This window comes from Pseudomonas sp. AC083, assembly GCF_979253165.1.
Genome location: NZ_CEEDDH010000003.1, coordinates 246,910 through 264,720, shown reverse-complemented (window position 1 = coordinate 264,720; position 17,811 = coordinate 246,910). Strand labels below are relative to the sequence as shown.

15 protein-coding genes are annotated in these 17,811 nt (G+C 59.8%); 9 read left to right on the top strand and 6 right to left on the bottom strand.

Annotation, left to right across the window (positions count from 1 at the left end; all coding sequences use genetic code 11):
• Positions 1-15 precede the first annotated feature (15 nt).
• Genes AC0IXA_RS07290 through AC0IXA_RS07280 form a run of 3 tightly spaced genes read left to right on the top strand, consistent with a single transcriptional unit; the run spans position 16 to position 2,389 of the window.
• On the top strand, positions 16-768 hold the full coding sequence (locus tag AC0IXA_RS07290) for a 5-oxoprolinase subunit PxpA (protein ID WP_471812370.1): 753 nt from the start codon (positions 16-18) through the stop codon (positions 766-768).
• Positions 765-1,469, top strand: a complete 705-nt coding sequence (gene pxpB / locus AC0IXA_RS07285) for a 5-oxoprolinase subunit PxpB (RefSeq protein ID WP_471812368.1) — start codon at positions 765-767, stop codon at positions 1,467-1,469. The genes AC0IXA_RS07290 and pxpB overlap by 4 nt, the downstream gene beginning before the upstream one ends.
• The gene (locus AC0IXA_RS07280; RefSeq protein WP_471812366.1) at positions 1,466-2,389 is read left to right on the top strand and encodes a 5-oxoprolinase subunit C family protein; all 924 of its coding nucleotides are present in this window, start codon (positions 1,466-1,468) and stop codon (positions 2,387-2,389) included. Before pxpB ends, AC0IXA_RS07280 begins: the two co-directional genes overlap by 4 nt.
• Before the next feature lie 88 nt (positions 2,390-2,477).
• Here the strand turns inward: AC0IXA_RS07280 and AC0IXA_RS07275 are convergent, their stop codons facing one another.
• Together AC0IXA_RS07275 and AC0IXA_RS07270 are read right to left on the bottom strand one after the other, a co-directional pair.
• Entirely contained in the window at positions 2,478-3,656 is a 1,179-nt protein-coding gene (locus tag AC0IXA_RS07275) for a vWA domain-containing protein (RefSeq protein ID WP_016771218.1), read from the bottom strand.
• Positions 3,657-3,668: 12 nt separating this feature from the next.
• Entirely contained in the window at positions 3,669-4,514 is an 846-nt protein-coding gene (locus tag AC0IXA_RS07270) for an AAA family ATPase (protein ID WP_471812364.1), read from the bottom strand.
• A 226-nt stretch (positions 4,515-4,740) separates the two neighbouring features.
• On the opposite strand from AC0IXA_RS07270, the gene AC0IXA_RS07265 reads away from it, so the two are divergent.
• Positions 4,741-5,238: a helix-turn-helix domain-containing protein gene (locus AC0IXA_RS07265; RefSeq protein ID WP_471812362.1), complete on the top strand. Its 498-nt coding sequence runs from the start codon at positions 4,741-4,743 to the stop codon at positions 5,236-5,238.
• On the opposite strand, the gene AC0IXA_RS07260 is transcribed toward AC0IXA_RS07265, so the two are convergent.
• Positions 5,235-6,311: a DUF748 domain-containing protein gene (locus AC0IXA_RS07260; RefSeq protein ID WP_341638737.1), complete on the bottom strand. Its 1,077-nt coding sequence runs from the start codon at positions 6,309-6,311 to the stop codon at positions 5,235-5,237. The genes AC0IXA_RS07265 and AC0IXA_RS07260 overlap by 4 nt on opposite strands.
• 141 nt (positions 6,312-6,452) lie before the next feature.
• Here AC0IXA_RS07260 and cysK point away from each other — a divergent pair, with 141 nt between their 5' ends.
• Both cysK and AC0IXA_RS07250 read left to right on the top strand, forming a co-directional pair.
• Positions 6,453-7,427 (top strand): cysteine synthase A, encoded by a 975-nt coding sequence (cysK, locus tag AC0IXA_RS07255; RefSeq protein WP_122505872.1) that lies wholly within the window; start codon positions 6,453-6,455, stop codon positions 7,425-7,427.
• Positions 7,428-7,611: 184 nt separating this feature from the next.
• Positions 7,612-8,550, top strand: a complete 939-nt coding sequence (locus AC0IXA_RS07250) for an aspartyl/asparaginyl beta-hydroxylase domain-containing protein (protein WP_252881483.1) — start codon at positions 7,612-7,614, stop codon at positions 8,548-8,550.
• A 43-nt stretch (positions 8,551-8,593) separates the two neighbouring features.
• On the opposite strand, the gene AC0IXA_RS07245 is transcribed toward AC0IXA_RS07250, so the two are convergent.
• Complete coding sequence (locus AC0IXA_RS07245; protein WP_076566462.1) at positions 8,594-8,794, bottom strand: hypothetical protein; 201 nt, start codon at positions 8,792-8,794, stop codon at positions 8,594-8,596.
• A complete protein-coding gene (locus AC0IXA_RS07240; protein WP_341638739.1) occupies positions 8,791-9,336 on the bottom strand; it encodes a hypothetical protein in 546 nt (181 codons plus the stop codon). Before AC0IXA_RS07240 ends, AC0IXA_RS07245 begins: the two co-directional genes overlap by 4 nt.
• A gap of 448 nt (positions 9,337-9,784) precedes the next feature.
• Between AC0IXA_RS07240 and AC0IXA_RS07235 the strand changes: the two genes are divergently transcribed.
• Complete coding sequence (locus AC0IXA_RS07235; protein ID WP_471812359.1) at positions 9,785-10,648, top strand: DMT family transporter; 864 nt, start codon at positions 9,785-9,787, stop codon at positions 10,646-10,648.
• A 113-nt stretch (positions 10,649-10,761) separates the two neighbouring features.
• On the opposite strand, the gene AC0IXA_RS07230 is transcribed toward AC0IXA_RS07235, so the two are convergent.
• Positions 10,762-11,670, bottom strand: a complete 909-nt coding sequence (locus AC0IXA_RS07230; RefSeq protein ID WP_122505875.1) for a DMT family transporter — start codon at positions 11,668-11,670, stop codon at positions 10,762-10,764.
• 214 nt (positions 11,671-11,884) lie between these two features.
• On the opposite strand from AC0IXA_RS07230, the gene aceK reads away from it, so the two are divergent.
• Both aceK and hrpA read left to right on the top strand, forming a co-directional pair.
• On the top strand, positions 11,885-13,606 hold the full coding sequence (gene aceK, locus AC0IXA_RS07225; protein ID WP_471812357.1) for a bifunctional isocitrate dehydrogenase kinase/phosphatase: 1,722 nt from the start codon (positions 11,885-11,887) through the stop codon (positions 13,604-13,606).
• A gap of 139 nt (positions 13,607-13,745) precedes the next feature.
• The gene (gene hrpA, locus AC0IXA_RS07220) at positions 13,746-17,657 is read left to right on the top strand and encodes an ATP-dependent RNA helicase HrpA (RefSeq protein ID WP_471812355.1); all 3,912 of its coding nucleotides are present in this window, start codon (positions 13,746-13,748) and stop codon (positions 17,655-17,657) included.
• Positions 17,658-17,811 lie beyond the last annotated feature (154 nt).

Below are 17,811 nucleotides of genomic sequence, written 5' to 3'. Positions count from 1 at the left end.
ACAGGAGTGTTCACCGTGAGCCGCCTGCTATTGAATTGCGACATTGGCGAGAGCTTCGGCAGCTGGACCATGGGTCTGGATGCCGAGGTCATGCCCTTCATCGATTGCGCCAACATCGCTTGCGGTTTCCATGCCGGCGACCCGAGCATCATGCGCAAAACCGTGGCGCTGGCCCTCGAACACGGCGTGCAGATTGGCGCGCACCCGGCCTATCAGGATCTGGTCGGATTCGGCCGACGCTCCATGGCGTATTCCGCGCAAGAGCTGCAAGACATCCTGCATTACCAGATCGGCGCCCTCGACGGCATCTGCAAGGCGCAGGGCGGACGCGTGAGCTACGTCAAACCCCACGGCGCGATGTACAACGACATGATGGCCAACCCGGCGCAGTTGCGCGCGGTGGTGCAGGCCGTGGCCGCGTATGACCGCAGCCTGCCGCTGATGTTGATGGCGACCCGGGACAACGCTGCGGCGCAGCAAATTGGCGATGAATACGGCGTAACCCTGTGGTTTGAAGCTTTTGCCGACCGTGCCTACGACAGCGCCGGCCGGCTGGTCTTACGGCAATTGCCGGGCGCCGTGCATCACGATGCCGAAAAAATCATCGAGCAAGCGTTGACCATCGCCCGTGGCGGCGAACTCAGCGCCAGCGATGGCAGCGCCTTGATCCTGCGCGCCAACACCTTGTGCGTCCACGGCGACAACGCCAGTTCCGTGGCCGCCGTGCGGCGTATTCGTCAGGCCTTGCAGCAGTCGAGTGCGTCATGAATCCACGGGTTGAAGTGGTGGCGCTCGATTGCCTGATGCTGCGTCTGTTCGATGACATCGCCGAAGCCAACATGCCGTGGATGCTCGCCGCCAGCGAGCGCTTGCGCACGGCGTTTGGTGCACAACTGATCGATCTGGTGCCGTCCTACACGACGTTGATGGTGCATTACGATCTGACGCTGTTGAGTCCGGCGCAGGCGCGTGACTTGATCGCCGAAGCGCTGGTCGATCTGACGCCGAATGCGCGAAGCGCTGGGCAGTGTCACGTCTTGCCGGTCTGGTACGACTTGAGTGTCGGCCCGGAACTGAGCCTGTTGGCCGAACGCAGCGGGCTGGCGGTGAAGGAGGTGATTCGTCGCCACAGCGCACGGGAATATCAGGTGTTCGCTCTTGGCTTTGCGCCGGGTTTTGCCTTCATGGGCCTGGTCGAAGAAATGCTCGCCGCGCCACGCTTGAGCACACCGCGCAAGAAAGTCGCCGCCGGCAGCGTCGGTATCGCCGAGCGGCAGACCGCAGCGTATCCGGTGGTCTCACCCGGTGGCTGGAACCTGATCGGGCGCACCCCGGCAAAACTCTTCGATCGCCATCGCGACGGCTATAGCCTGATGCAACCCGGCGACACGGTGCGCTTCGAAGCGGTCGACCACGCCGAATTCATACGCTTGGGCGGCGACGACTCCCCACTGGAGGCGTTGGCATGAGTCGATTGACGATCGAAGCCAGCACGCCACTGTGCCTGTTGCAGGATGCCGGGCGGTTTGGCGTGCGACATCTGGGCGTGACCCAGGGCGGGGCGGCGGATTGGTGCTCGATGAGCTGGGCCAATTGGCTGTTGGGTAATGAACTGGATGCGGCGGTGGTTGAAATCACCCTCGGCGGGTTTGCCGTGGTGGCTGAGGAGGATTGCCTGCTGGCGCTGGCAGGAGCGGATCTCGGCGCGCAGATCGACGGCCAGCCGCTGGCGCCGTGGCGCAGTTTCCGGTTGGCGAAAGGGCAGACATTGCGCTTCACCCAGCCGTTGCTCGGCGCCAGGGTTTATCTGGCGGCCCCCGGCGGCTTTGCCGCGCCGAAGGTACTGGGCAGCAGTGCCACGGTGCTGCGAGAAGAATTGGGCGGACTTGATGGCATGGGCCTTCCGCTCGCCAAAGTGGCGGCGCTCGGTTACAGCGGCGAAGCGTCAGCGGTGCGCGAAATGCCTTCGACGCTGCGGCCGGATTTCAAAATGCACGCGCCTTTGGACTTGGTGCTCGGCGCACAGATCGGCCAGTTCAGCGGGCAGAGCCTGTTCGATATCTTCAACAGCGCTTGGACCATCGACAGTCGCGCCGACCGCATGGGCATCCGCCTCCTCGGCGCGGCGTTGCAGTATCAGGGCGCGCCGATGATTTCCGAGGGCATTCCCTTGGGCGCTGTGCAGGTACCGCCGGACGGGCAGCCGATTGTGTTGCTCAATGATCGACAGACCATCGGTGGCTATCCGCGCCTGGGTGCGTTGACACCGCTGGCGCTGGCGCGATTGGCGCAGTGCCTGCCGGGAGCGAAGGTGAGGTTAAGGCCGGTGGTGCAGGACGTCGCGCACCGCGAGCATGTCGAGTATTTGCAGCGCTTTAAAGATCGCTAAAAGCTTCGCGAGCAGGCTCGCTCCCACAGGTAAAAGCATTCCAATGTGGGAGCGAGCCTGCTCGCGAAGGCGTTCGTCGAGTTAACGATTATTTGGAAAGAAACCGCATCCCTTCTTCAAGCCCGCGCAGCGTCAGCGGATACATCTGATCCTCGATCAGATCGCGGACGATGTTGGTCGACGAGGTATAGCCCCACGTGTCCTTCGGATACGGATTGATCCAGATGAGCTTCTTGTATTTCTCCATGAAGCGCTGCATCCACACGTAACCCGGCTCTTCGTTCCAGTGCTCGACGCTGCCGCCAGCCTGGGTAATTTCGTAGGGCGCCATGGCGGCGTCACCGATGAAAATTACTTTGTAGTCGGCGCCGTACTTGTGCAGCAGATCCTGGGTCGAAGTGCGTTCGGAAGTGCGGCGCATGTTGTTCTTCCACACCGATTCATAAATGAAGTTGTGGAAGTAGAAGTACTCCAGGTGCTTGAACTCGGTCTTGCAGGCCGAGAACAATTCCTCACAGATCTTCACGTGCGCATCCATCGAGCCGCCGATGTCGAACAATAGCAACAGCTTCACTGTGTTGCGCCGTTCCGGACGCATCTGGATATTCAGCAGGCCGGCGTCCTTGGCGGTGTGGTCGATGGTGCCGTCAATGTCGAGCTCTTCCGCCGCACCCTGGCGAGCAAACTTGCGCAGACGACGCAGGGCGACCTTGATGTTGCGCGTGCCCAGTTCCACCGAATCGTCGAGGTTCTTGTACTCGCGCTGATCCCAGACCTTGACCGCTTTGCCCTGACGCTTGCCGGCGTCGCCAACGCGGATGCCTTCAGGGTTGAAACCGCCGGAGCCGAACGGGCTGGTGCCGCCGGTGCCAATCCACTTGTTGCCGCCGGCGTGGCGTTCCTTCTGTTCTTCCAGACGCTTCTTGAACTCTTCGATGAGCTTGTCCAGCCCGCCAAGGGACTGGATCTGCGCGCGTTCTTCGTCGCTCAGCGAGCGCTCGAATTCCTTGCGCAACCAGTCTTCGGGAATCAGCGCCTGCAAGTGATCGTCGAGTTTCTCCAGGCCATTGAAATAGGCGCCGAACGCCCGGTCGAACTTGTCGAAATGGCGCTCGTCCTTCACCAGAATCGCCCGCGACAAGTAATAGAACTCGTCCATGTCGGCGAAGGTCACGCGCTGTTTCAGCGCGTTGATCAGGTCGAGCAGCTCGCGCACCGACACCGGTACCTTGGCTGCACGCATTTCGTTGAACAGGTTGAGCAACATGGCAGCAGCCTCTTAGCGGGTGCCGCGCCGGCTCATGAACGCCAGGCGCTCAAGCAGATGCACGTCCTGTTCGTTTTTCACCAGTGCGCCAGCCAGTGGCGGAATGGCTTTGGTCGGATCGCGCTCGCGCAGCACCGCTTCGCCGATGTTGTCGGCCATCAGCAGTTTCAGCCAGTCGACCAGCTCGGACGTGGATGGTTTTTTCTTCAGGCCCGGTACCTTGCGCACGTCGAAGAACACATCGAGCGCTTCGCTGACCAGGTCCTTCTTGATGTCCGGGTAATGCACATCGACGATTTTCTGCAGGGTAGTGCGGTCGGGGAAAGCGATGTAGTGGAAGAAGCAGCGGCGCAGAAAGGCGTCCGGCAGTTCTTTTTCGTTGTTGGAAGTAATGATGATGATCGGGCGCTTTTTCGCCTTGATGGTCTCGTCGATCTCGTAAACGTAGAACTCCATCTTGTCGAGTTCTTGCAACAGGTCGTTGGGGAACTCGATGTCGGCCTTGTCGATTTCGTCGATCAGCAGAATCACCCGCTCCTCGGACTCGAAGGCTTCCCAAAGCTTGCCTTTCTTCAGGTAATTGCGCACATCGTGGACTTTTTCATTGCCCAGCTGCGAATCACGCAGGCGGCTGACAGCATCGTATTCATACAGACCCTGATGGGCCTTGGTGGTGGACTTGATGTGCCAGGTGATCAATTTGGCGCCGAACGATTCGGCCAGTTGCTCGGCGAGCATGGTCTTGCCGGTGCCCGGTTCGCCCTTGACCAGCAGAGGCCGCTCCAGGGTGATAGCGGCGTTGACCGCCAGCTTCAGGTCATCGGTGGCGACGTAGGCCTGGGTGCCTTCGAACTTCATCTGCTAATCCTCGAACGGTAACGCCGACCTGACGGGCAGGGCGGGGGCGAAATAATCGGATGCCCGACTATAACGCGCACGCCGGTCGACTGTGAACGCAGACGGCTTATTCAGTCTCTGAATGGAGCGTCACATGTTGACTCAGTCTCGGCGGATGGCCAGTATTTTGGTATCGCCGATTTGGCGATAGCCTTTCTTACTCGGTTAGTAAAAAGGCAGAAAATCGATGTTACCCATGAAACGGCCGCGTCTGCGATCTGCGCACGTCCTGTCGGATTTCAGGTTGGCGCTGACATTTATCAATGGTCAGGAACTGACAGTTGATTTGGGGATGGATATTCATACTTATCCAGGTCTGCGGCCACTGCTTGATCGCGAAGTCTTTGCGAATGCCGCAATCGGGGACGAGGGTTGGATCGTTGAATGGATTGAACCCGACGTACAGATCGGTGCAGACACCTTGTATATGGATGCGCTAGCGCAGAATGCCCAGGATGAGAACACGCGCATTTTTATCGATTGGCGCGCCCGTACCGGACTTTCTCTCAATGATGCGGCCGAAGCGCTCGGTGTGAGCGCTCGCAGCATCAGCCGTTACAGCAATGGGCGTGAAGCAGTGCCACGTTCTTTGGCCTTGGCCTGTCTGGGCTGGGATTCGCTGCAACAGCGTTCATCGATAGCGGCCGAAGACACAGGTCGATATGTCGTCAACCGCAAAACTTAACCCTCATCCGGCTTCGGCCGTTCGTACCGCGCATTGAATGCCTGGATGAAGCCATTGCGCAAAATCTGCAAAAACGCTTCGAAGGCGTTGACGTTCTGCTGGTGAACATTGCCGCTGAGTTCGACGCGGGTGGCGAACTGGTTTTTGTTCTGGTTCTTCAGCACGGTCTCGGTGCCGCCGACCAGCGCTTCCCAGATTGAGCGGAACAGGCCTTTGTTCTTGTTTTCGACGTCTTGCTGCCAGTTGAATACGTCGACGTCGCGCAGCAGGGGTTTGATATAGCCGGTGAGTCGGGCTTTCTCTGCCTTGGCTTCGATAACCACATCGCCGTGGCCGGCGTTGAAATCGAATTTGCCGTAGGCGGCGGCGAAGTCGTTCATGCGTTTGAGCTCGATGTCACGGGCGCGCAGGCGGAATTCGAAGTCTTCGAAGTTGCTCAGTGGATCGAAGGTGGCGGTGGTTTCCAATGGCGCGTGGCCCAGCAGCAACGCCTTGCCTTCAAAGCGCGCGTCGCGTTTGCCTTCCTTGTCGACCACATTGGTCAGGTTATAGATGCTGGCGTTGACGTTGCTGGCGTTCATGTTAACCGGCGGCTTGGAATTGAAGTTGCGGAAGGTGATACGGCCGTCGTTGATCTGCACTTCATCGAGGGTGATCGGCAGCAGCTTGCCCAACTGCTCACGCCAGTCGGTGCCCTGACCGGTCTGCGAGTTCTGTTTGTTGGGGCCGCCGTCGACAAAGTTGATTTCGGGATTGAGGAATTGCACCTGCGCGACCACTGCATGGTCGTACCACAACGAATGCCAGCTCACCGACAGATCGATCAACGGCGCATCGACGAACGGCACCGGTACCTTGCCATCGACTTTGACGATCTTCAGGCCGTTGATTTTGTAGGCGCCGCGCCACAGCGCGAGGTCGACATCGGTGATCTGGCCACGGTAATCGCCCATGTCCGCGAGCTTGTCATTGAGGTAGTCGCGTACCAGATAGGGCAGGGCGAAATGCAGGGCGACCAGCAGCACCACGACACCCACCAGGGTCCAGAGCGGCCAGCTGTAACGACGTTTCATGCCATTGTTCCTTCAAGAGTGTGGCTTGACGATTCAATGCGATTGACTCCGCGCGTTTGCAGACGTTCGACCCGACTGGACTGTGATCGGCAACGGGCTTACCTTGGAAGGCTGAATTCAATGCTGCATAAGGACCCAGCCATGAGCCGTATTTACGCTGACAACGCCCATTCCATCGGTAATACGCCGCTGGTCCAGATCAACCGCATCGCGCCGCGCGGGGTCACCATCCTCGCCAAGATCGAGGGGCGCAATCCCGGTTACTCGGTCAAATGCCGGATCGGCGCCAACATGATCTGGGACGCCGAAAGCAGCGGCAAACTCAAGCCAGGCATGACCATTGTCGAGCCGACTTCAGGTAATACCGGTATCGGTCTGGCCTTCGTTGCCGCTGCGCGTGGCTATAAATTGATGCTGACCATGCCGGCGTCGATGAGCATCGAGCGCCGCAAGGTTCTGAAAGCCTTGGGCGCGGAACTGGTGTTGACCGAGCCGGCCAAGGGCATGAAGGGCGCCATCGAGAAAGCTGCGGAAATCGTCGCCAGCGATGCCGACAAATACTTCATGCCGGCGCAGTTCGATAACCCGGCCAACCCGGCGATTCATGAGAAGACCACCGGCCCGGAAATCTGGAACGACACCGACGGTGCCGTGGATGTGCTGGTGGCTGGCGTAGGTACCGGCGGAACCATTACTGGTGTCTCGCGGTATATCAAGAACACCGCCGGGAAACCGATTCTGTCGGTGGCCGTCGAGCCAGCGTCTTCGCCCGTCATCACCCAGGCTCTGGCCGGTGCCGAGATCAAGCCGAGCCCGCACAAGATTCAAGGCATCGGTGCCGGTTTTGTGCCGAAGAATCTTGATCTGTCGATGGTCGATCGCGTCGAGCAGGTGACCGATGAAGAATCCAAGGCCATGGCTTTGCGCCTGATGCAGGAAGAGGGGATTTTGTGCGGGATTTCCTGCGGTGCTGCCATGGCGGTGGCGGTGCGTCTGGCGGAGAAACCAGAGATGCAGGGCAAAACCATCGTCGTGGTGCTGCCGGATTCGGGCGAGCGTTATCTGTCGAGCATGCTGTTCAGTGACCTGTTCACCGAGCAGGAGAACCAGCAGTAAGCCTGTTGATTCAGGTCAGCCAGGGTTCAGGCGCTGCATGTTAATAAAGGCTTTGTTGCGTAATGCTTAACACTGAATCTTGTGTCAGGCGGGTTTTTCCCGGAGCCGGTAGTGTTTATCATGGCCGGCTGCCATGCCGGGAAAAGGGCATTGCGCAGCGTTGTCTTTATTCAAGGAGTCGTTGATGACCGTTTCGTTTGCCGCCAAGGCGTTTGTGCTGTTGCTGTTTCTGGGCAGCACGCTCTATGTGCATTTGCGCGGCAAGGCGCGTTTGCCGGTATTGCGCCAGTTCGTCAACCACTCCGCACTGTTCGCTCCGTACAACGCGTTGATGTACCTGTTTTCCGCAGTGCCATCCAGACCGTATCTGGATCGCAGCAAGTTTCCGGAGCTGGATGTACTGCGCGACAACTGGGAAACCATTCGCGACGAAGCCATGCACTTGTTCGACGAAGGTTACATTCGCGCCGCCGAGAAAAACAACGATGCCGGTTTCGGTTCGTTCTTCAAGAAGGGCTGGAAGCGTTTTTATCTGAAGTGGTACGACAAACCGCTGCCATCGGCCGAAGCCCTTTGCCCGAAAACGGTGGCGCTGGTCAGTGCCATACCCAACGTCAAGGGCGCGATGTTCGCGCTGCTGCCGGGCGGCAGTCACCTCAATCCGCACCGTGACCCGTTCGCCGGCTCCCTGCGCTATCACCTCGGTTTGTCGACGCCCAACTCCGATGATTGCCGGATCTTCGTCGACGGTCAGGTCTATGCCTGGCGCGACGGCGATGACGTGATGTTCGACGAGACCTACGTGCACTGGGTCAAGAATGAAACAGATCAGACTCGAGTGATTCTGTTCTGTGACATCGAGCGTCCGCTGAGCAACCGCGTGATGACCCGCATCAATCGCTTCATTAGTGGCTGGCTCGGCCGCGCCACCGCGCCGCAGAATCTCGACGACGAACGCGTTGGCGGCATCAACCAGGCTTATGCCTGGAGCAAGAACTTCAGCGACCGTTTCAGCGGCGTGGTCAAGCAGTGGAAGCGCCGGCATCCCAAGGCCTACCGCGTAATGCGCCCGGTGCTGGCGGTGCTGGTGCTGACCTTGCTGGGGTATTGGTTGTTTGGTTGAGGCTGGCTCAGAAATAAAAAACCGCTCCTCAGGAGCGGTTTTTTCACAATCGGCCAGCGGCCAGCACCGAGGGCTCATCTTCGATACCGGTGATCAGCAGTTGCAACAGACGCCGTTGATTAGCGGTCAATTCATGATCAGCCAGTCTTTTGGTTTTCAGCGATCTGACCAATGCTTCGGGAGGTCTATGCTTCGCTTTTTTCATGTTGCCTCCCGGTTTGATCAGTAATTGATTGGCTTTCACAGTACTGGATTCTCCAAGGTTTTGACAAGGCGGCCTTCGATGTCGTAGCTGAAACCCAGCTTCTGATAAACGGGTATCGCACCGTCCAGCGGCTCTTGTATTTCGATAACATCGCAGCCAACGAAGTGCGCGTATTGCTCAATTACCATGATCGCTAGTAGTCCTATCCGATTTTTCAAAGGATGTGTTCCGCCAGGGCGCCCTTCCAATCTCACAACTCGTAATCTGCGTCGACTATTGTTCGGGTTTGCAAAACACAGGCCGCAGAGCTGCCCGTCGAACCAGATAGAGATGTCCAATGCGCGTGGTTCACGTGATTTCCAGGCGATGACTTCATGCCAGAAAAAGCAGGGTTCTTCCCATGTTTCAAAAGCATTCAGCGCATGCCTGTTTATCGGTTCGAACCGAATCAGAGATAAATCCATAATCGAAGCGTCGGCCGCCTTAAGTTGGCCCTGTAAGCCGGCAATCTGCGAAGCGGCCCGCTTCCTCGCCTCTGACCGATAAACCTGATACCGCAAATACGTCCGTTCCCTTGGCATATGATCTCTTGCATTCCATGTCTCCTGACAATCCATTGCCGCCGCCAATCACCCTAATCATCCCGCCCCAAGCTGTCGCTACCGGCCCTTTGCCCAAGTCATTGCAATCTGTGTCCCGGGCTGGTTATAGTCAGCCCGCCCGAGCCGCTGTGCTCGCGCTTTCATTTCTCCAATAAAGATCAGCATCCATGCCTGCATCCCTCATCAACGCGGTAGTCGATTCAGCGGTCAACGCTGGCGTCGTGCCGTGCGGGAATCAGCAGCCTGTGCAGATCAGTCATTACCCTCCACCTGTCAGTAGCACGCCGGTGTGCGCAGTCGTATCGCCGCCGGGCGTTGGTGTGCGGGGTTGATCGGCAGCTTCTGCTGACCCCTGCGCCCGCCAGAACAACCTACTGAATTTCAGCTTCGGCTGAGTTGGCTTCTTGCCTGACTACAGGTGGTATTCATGTTTGTCCTTTCGAAACAATCCGCGCTCGCGGCGACGTCCACGAGCCTGTTCGTTCTGCTGTGGAGCAGCGGGGCGATTTTCTCCAAGTGGGGCCTCGCCCATGCTTCGCCCTTTGCCTTTCTGCTGATTCGCTTCGCCATCGCCCTGTGCGGGCTGGTCTTGCTGGCGCCGCTGCTGAGATTGAAGCTGCCCAAGGGTGGCAAGCCGATGCTGTTCGCGATCGCCACGGGATTGGTGTTGCTCGGGGCCTATCAGATCTTTTATCTGCTGGCGCTGGATTGCAAAGTCACGCCGGGGGTGATGGCCACTCTGATGGGCGTTCAGCCGATCCTTACCGTGGTCTTGATGGAACGGCAGCGTTCGGCGAGCCGCCTGTTCGGCCTGGCGCTGGGCCTGGCCGGGCTGGTCATGGTGGTTTACCAGGGCATCGGTCTGGCTGGAATGTCCTGGGCCGGCATGCTGTTCGGTTTGCTGGCGCTGGCGAGCATGACGCTCGGCTCGATCATGCAAAAACGCATCACCGACAATCCGCTCGGCACGCTGCCAGTGCAGTACCTGGCCGGCCTGTTGCTGTGCGCGATTTTCGTACCGTTCCAGCCGTTTCACTTCGAACACAGCGCAGGGTTCATTGTCCCGGTGTTATGGATGGGCCTGGTGGTTTCAGTGCTGGCGACGCTGTTGCTGTATCGACTGATTGCGCGGGGCAATCTGGTGAATGTCACCAGCCTGTTCTATCTGGTGCCGGCGGTGACGGCGGTGATGGATTACCTGATTTTCGGTAACCGGCTGGCGGCGTTGAGCGTGTTGGGAATGCTGCTGATTATTGTTGGATTGGTATTTGTGTTCCGTAAAACCGGATAGCCGATAGGCAGGTGGCGCTTGTTGCGCCGCCTTTCGCGAGCAGGCTCGCTCCCACATTGGAATGTATTTTTCTGTGGGAGCGAGCCTGCTCGCGAATATCTGCGGCAGAAAACCTAACGGACTGACGCGTTTGCAGGCTTCACCACCGCCGGCTTCAACACCAGCCACAACGCCGCCGCAATCAGCACCCCGCCATAAATGTGCGCCATCGACAACGGCTCATCCAGCAACAACGCCCCCCACAGCACGCCGAACGGCGGGATCATGAAGGTCACGGTCATCGATTTTACCGGGCCGATCGAGCTGAGCAGGCGGAAATAGATGATATAGGCAAACGCCGTGCAGCCCAGGCCCAGGCCGAGCAGCGACAGCCAGACCTGCCAGCCGCCCCAGCTGACCGGCGGCGCAGTGATGGTGCTGTAGGCGAACAACGGCAGCAAAAACAACGTCGCCCCGAGCATGCTGCCCAGTGCCGACAAACGGCTGTCCAGCCCACCGGCCTGATCCAGCCAGCGCCGTGCGAGGAATCCGGCAAAGCCGTAGCAAGTGGTCGCCAGCAGGCAGGCGACCGCGCCCATCAGCAGTTGCAGATCGAAGGCTACGGGACCGGCGCGCGTCAGTACACCGACGCCGAACAGACCGAGGAACACGCCGCTGAGCTTGGCCGCCGTGAGTTTTTCACTGAAGAACAGGCCGCCAATCAGTACGCCCATCAGTGGCGTCGTGGCGTTGAAGATCGCCGAATAGCCGGCAGGCAATACTTGCGCCGCCACCGAATACAGCGTCGCCGGAATCCCCGAGTTGATTACGCCCAGCAGCATCACGGTTTTCAGCTTGCCCTTGAAGTCCCAGCTGATGCGCATCAGCCCAAGGATCACCAGCAGCCCGGCAGCCGCGATCGACACGCGAAAGAACCCGGTCGGGATCGTGCCGATCACCGGGGCAATGATGCGCATGAACAGAAAACTCGCGCCCCAGATAGCGGCCAGCGACAACATACGGAAAATATCGACAGGGCTCACGGCGGGCTCCTTCCTTGATCGGGACGAGAGTGTTGCCGAGCGTCCGGATCATGGCAACCGCTATCCGGGCTTTTAATTCTGCTTGCCGATGCATCGGCACGAGAAACCTTGTCAGCGGTCGCCCCGGTATCGGTTTTGGCAGAAATTGCGCTTTTCCTGCGGACGGTTCCGTGACTAAGCTCAAACGAATCGATTTCCCGCCGAGGTTTCATTTATGTCGCAGCAATGGCCAGCCACCGAGATCGCCCGGATGATCCTCGCCGGCTTCGACGATTACCGCGAGCATTTCCGCCGCATCACCGACGGCGCGCGGGAGCGTTTCGAACAGGCGCGCTGGCAAGAAGCCCAGGCCGCCTCGGCGGCGCGGATCAGTCTGTACGAAGAAAAGGTTGGCGAAACCGTCGCTCGCCTGCGCGAGTATTTCGATGACGAAACCCTGATGGACGTCAGCTGCTGGCCGCTGGTGAAAAGCGCCTACATCAGTGTGATCGACCTGCGCTTCGACGATGAGCTGTCCGAAACCTGGTACAACTCGATTTTCTGCGGGCTGTTCAGCCACGACCTGATCAGCGACGGCTGCATGTTCATCCACACCACGCGCCCGAGCCTGCGCCGCGCCCGCGCTGCGCAAACCCGCACGTACAAGCCGCAGGGCCAGTTGTCCGGGATGCTCGCCAGTATCTTCGCCGATTACCGTTTCAGCGAAGATTACGCCGATCTACCCGGCGACCTGCTGCGACTCGAAGCGCAATTGCGCGAGAACCTGCCGGACTGGGTGTGCAAGGACCCGGAGCTAAGCGTCGAGCTGTTTTCCTCGGTGCTCTACCGCAACAAAGGCGCGTATCTGGTCGGGCGCATCTACACCCGTGACGAGCAATGGCCGTTGGTGATTCCGCTGTTGCACCGCGAAGGTCGGGGCATTCAGATCGATGCGTTGATCACCGACGAAGCCGATGTGTCGATCATCTTCTCTTTCACCCGTTCGTATTTCATGGTCGATGTACCGGTGCCGGCGGAGTTCATCGGTTTTCTGCGACGCATTCTGCCGGGCAAGCACATCGCCGAGTTGTACACCTCGATCGGCTTCTACAAGCACGGCAAGTCGGAGTTCTACCGCGCGCTGATCAATCACCTGGCCAACACTGACGATCAGTTCATCATGGCCCCGGGCGTGCGCGGCATGGTCATGAGCGTGTTTACCCTGCCGGGTTTCAATACTGTGTTCAAAATCATCAAGGACCGCTTTTCGCCGTCGAAAAACGTCGACCGGGCCACGGTGATCGAAAAGTATCGCCTGGTGAAAAGCGTCGATCGGGTCGGGCGTATGGCCGATACCCAGGAATTTGCCGACTTTCGTTTTCCGCTGAGCAAGTTCGATCCGGCGTGCCTCGAAGAACTGCTTGAGGTGGCGCCGTCGACGGTTTCGGTCGAAGGCGAGACCGTGCTGATCCGCCACTGCTGGACCGAGCGCCGGATGACCCCGCTCAATCTGTATCTGGAAAATGCCAACGACGCGCAAGTACGTGAAGCGCTGGAAGATTACGGTCTGGCGATCAAGCAATTGGCGGCGGCGAATATCTTTCCCGGCGACATGCTGCTGAAAAACTTCGGCGTCACCCGTCACGGGCGCGTGGTGTTTTACGATTACGACGAAATCTGCTTCCTGACCGAAGCCAACTTCCGCCACATCCCGCAACCGCGCACGCCGGAGGATGAAATGGCCTCCGAGCCGTGGTACTCGATCGGACCGCTGGACGTGTTTCCCGAGGAGTTTCCGCCGTTCCTGTTTGCCGATGCCGGGCAGCGGAAATTGTTCGATCAATTGCATGGCGAGCTGTACAACGCCGATTACTGGAAGGCCTTGCAGGAGGCGATTCGGGCGGGGAAGGTCATCGACGTCTTCCCATACCGGCGCAAGGGCCGCGATAACGAATAACAAGACGCAGCTGCAAGTGGCAAGCTTCAAGCTGCAAGTTGAAAGCCGCAGTGACTTGCGGCTTGTAGCTTGGCGCTTGCAGCTGCTTTTCTGCGACAATCCGCCCCCTGCATAAATAGACGACCGAATTGCCTACCCGATGACCGACGAATCGCCCTCCATCGACAAACTGCTGAAAAACCTCGATCACGCCATGCTCGCCGACCGTCACCGGCTGCGGCGGCAGTTGCTTGAGCTGCGCAAGAAACCCGACGAAGCCAAACTGGCACAGTGGGTGGTGCGGATGCAGGCGTCCTGTGATCAGGTGCTGGCGCGCCGCGCGAGCCTGCCGGTGATTCGTTACGACGACAGTTTGCCGATCGCGGCCAAGCGCGACGAGATCAAGAAGGCCCTGGAGCAACATCAGGTGCTGATCATCGCCGGCGAAACCGGTTCGGGCAAAACCACCCAGTTGCCGAAGATCTGCCTGGAAATCGGGCGCGGCCAGCACGGTCTGATCGGCCATACCCAGCCGCGTCGGATCGCTGCGCGCAGTGTCGCCAGCCGTGTCGCCGAAGAACTCGGCACGCCGCTCGGAGCGCTGGTCGGCTATCAGGTGCGCTTCGAGGATCAGAGCGATGCCAACACCCTGATCAAGCTGATGACCGACGGCATTCTGCTGGCGGAAACCCAGAACGACCGTTATCTGGAACGCTACGACACGATCATCGTCGACGAAGCCCACGAACGCAGCCTCAACATCGATTTCCTCCTCGGTTACCTGAAAACCCTGCTGCCACGCCGTCCCGACCTGAAGGTCATCATCACGTCGGCGACCATCGATCTGGAGCGCTTCTCCAAGCACTTCGATGACGCGCCGATCGTCGAAGTATCGGGCCGTACCTTCCCGGTGGAAACCTGGTATCGGCCGCTGACGCTGGAGCAGGACGAAGAGGGCAACCGGGTCGAGGATGACCTGACCGTCGATCAGGCGATTCTCGCCACCCTCGACGAAATCGCCGCCTACGAGCGCAGCGAACGACGCAGCCCCGGCGATGTGCTGGTGTTCCTGCCCGGCGAGCGCGAGATTCGCGACGCCGCCGATATGCTGCGCAAGGCCCAGCTCAAGCACACCGAAATCCTGCCGCTGTACGCGCGCCTGTCGCCGGCTGAACAGCAGCGGATTTTCCAGTCGCACCCGGGCCGCCGCGTGGTGCTGGCGACCAACGTCGCCGAAACCTCGCTGACCGTGCCGGGCATTCGCTATGTGATTGACAGCGGCACCGCGCGCATCAGCCGCTACAGCTACCGCGCCAAGGTCCAGCGTTTGCCGATCGAAGCGATTTCCCAGGCCAGCGCCAATCAGCGCAAGGGTCGTTGCGGCCGGGTCGAGCCGGGTATCTGCGTGCGTTTGTACAGCGAAGAGGACTTCCTTGGGCGCCCGGAATTTACCGATCCGGAAATTCTGCGCACCAACCTCGCCGCCGTTATTTTGCAGATGCTCCATCTGCGCCTCGGTGAAATCACCGCGTTCCCGTTTATCGAGCCGCCGGACGGCAAGGCGATCAGCGACGGTTTCAACCTGCTGCAAGAACTGTCGGCGGTGGATCGAAATAGTCAGCTGACCCCACTCGGTCGCCAATTGGCGCGCTTGCCGGTCGACCCGCGCATGGGCCGCATGCTGCTGGAAGCGGCCAAGCTCGGCAGCTTGCAGGAAGTGCTGATCGTTGCCAGTGCGATGTCGATTCAGGACCCGCGCGAGCGTCCACCGGAGCGTCAGCAAGCGGCGGATCAGGCCCATGCGCAATGGAAGGATCCGGATTCCGACTTCGCCGGGCTCGTCAATCTGTGGCGCGGTTTCGAAGAGCAGCGCCAGGCGCTCACTGCCAACCCGCTGCGCAATTGGTGCCGGAAGAATTTCCTCAATTACCTGCGCCTGCGCGAGTGGCGTGATTCTCATCGTCAGTTGAGCCTGATCTGCCGCGACATGCAGTTGAGCCTGAACAAGGAGCCGGCGGATTATCCGAAGCTGCACAAAGCGGTGCTGGTCGGCTTGCTCAGCCAGATTGGCCAGAAAACCGAAGACGGCGATTACCTCGGCGCGCGGCAGCGGCGCTTCTGGATTCATCCGTCGTCGGGCATCGGCAAGAAGCGCCCGCAGTGGCTGATGACCGCTGAGCTGGTGGAAACCACCAAGCTTTACGCGCGGATGGTCGCCAAGATCGACGCCGACTGGATCGAACCGCTGGCCGGGCACCTGATCAAGAAAAACCATTTCGAGCCGCACTGGGAAAAGAAGCGCGGCCAGGTCGTCGCCTACGAGCAGATCACCCTGTTCGGCCTGATCGTCGTCGGTCGTCGTCCGGTGCATTACGGCCCGGTCGATCCGGTGGTATCCCGTGAGCTGTTTATCCGCGAAGGTCTGGTGCGCGGCGAGATTCAGTCGCGGGCCAAATGCCTGAGCGCCAATCAGAAACTGCTCGAGCAGCTCGACGAACTCGAGGCCAAGGCGCGCCGGCGCGACATTCTCGCCGACGAAGAAACCCTCTACGCCTTCTACGATGCACGTCTGCCGCCGGAGATCCACCAGACCGCGACCTTCGACAGTTGGTACAAGGTCAACAGCCAGAAAGATCCGCAGCTGTTGATCATGCGCGAAGAAGACGTGTTGGCCCGCGAGGCCAGCGAAGTCACCGCCCGTGATTACCCGGATACGTTGCACATTGGCGATCTGGAACTGGCGCTGACTTATCATTTCGAGCCCAATCACCCGCGCGACGGCGTGACCTTGCGCGTGCCGGCGCCGTTGCTGCCGATGTTGCCGCCGGAGCGTCTGGAATGGCTGGTGCCGGGCTTGATTGAGGCCAAATGCATAGCCCTGGTGCGCAACCTGCCGAAAGCCCTGCGCAAGAACTTCGTGCCAGTGCCGGACTTCATCAGGGCCGCGTTGCAGCGCATGACTTTCGCCGAAGGTTCGCTGCCGCAAGCGCTCGGTCGCGAGCTGCTGCGCATGACCGGCGCGCGGGTCAGCGATGAAGCGTGGGCGGAAGCGGCGCAGCAGGTTGAAAGCCATCTGCGCATGAACCTGGAAATCGTCGATGGCCAGGGCAAGTTCCTTGGCGAAGGCCGCGATCTGGCTGAGTTGACTGCACGCTTCGCCGAAGCCAGCCAGGCCGCGCTGGCGGTGCCGCAGAGTGCGCAAAGTCAGCAACCGGTCGAGGCTAAGGTTTTTGCGCCGGTGGCGGAAAAGACCCAGCAGAAGATCGCCGGGCTGTCGATGACGGTTTACCCGGCGTTGGTGGAAGAGGGCGGCACGGTCAAAGAGGGACGCTTCTCGACTCCGGCAGAGGCCGAGTTCCAGCATCGTCGGGCCTTGCAGCGTTTGTTGATGCAGCAACTGGCCGAACCGGCCAAATTCCTGCGTGGCAAGTTGCCGGGGCAGACTGAACTGGGCTTGCTGTATCGCGAACTGGGCCGGGTCGATGCGCTGGTCGAAGACATTCTGCTGGCCAGCCTCGACAGCTGCATTCTCGAAGGTGAAGACCCGTTGCCCCGCGATGGCGCCGGATTGGCGGCATTGGCCGAACGCAAACGCGGCAACTGGACCGAGCACGCCGAGCGGGTTGCGCGGCTGACGCTGGAAATCCTCAAGATCTGGCACGGTCTGCAAAAACGCTTCAAGGGCAAGATCGATCTTGCCCAGGCAGTGGCACTCAACGACATCAAGCAGCAGATCGCCAATCTGGTCTATCCGGGGTTCGTCCGCGAAACGCCGATGCAGTGGCTCAAGGAGTTGCCGCGTTACCTGAAAGCGGTCGAGCAACGTTTCGAGAAACTCGGTGCGCAGGTGCAGAAGGATCGGGTCTGGAGCGGCGAACTCGCTGGCCTGTGGGCGCAATACCAGACCCGCGCGGCCAAGCATGCGCAGGAAGGCAAGCGCGATCCGCAGCTGGAGTTGTACCGCTGGTGGCTGGAGGAATACCGCGTGTCGTTGTTCGCGCAACAGTTGGGCACCAAAGTGCCGATCTCCGACAAGCGCCTGAACAAACAGTGGAGCCAGGTCGAGCCCTGATCTGCAGCCATACACAATCCCCCTGTGGAAGCGGGCTTTGTGGCGAGGGGATTTATCCCCGTTGGGTGGCGAAGCCGCCCCAAAACCTGCGACCTCGGTTCATCGATCGTTCCCACGCTCTGCGTGGGAACGCCTCTGGGGACGCTCCGCGTCC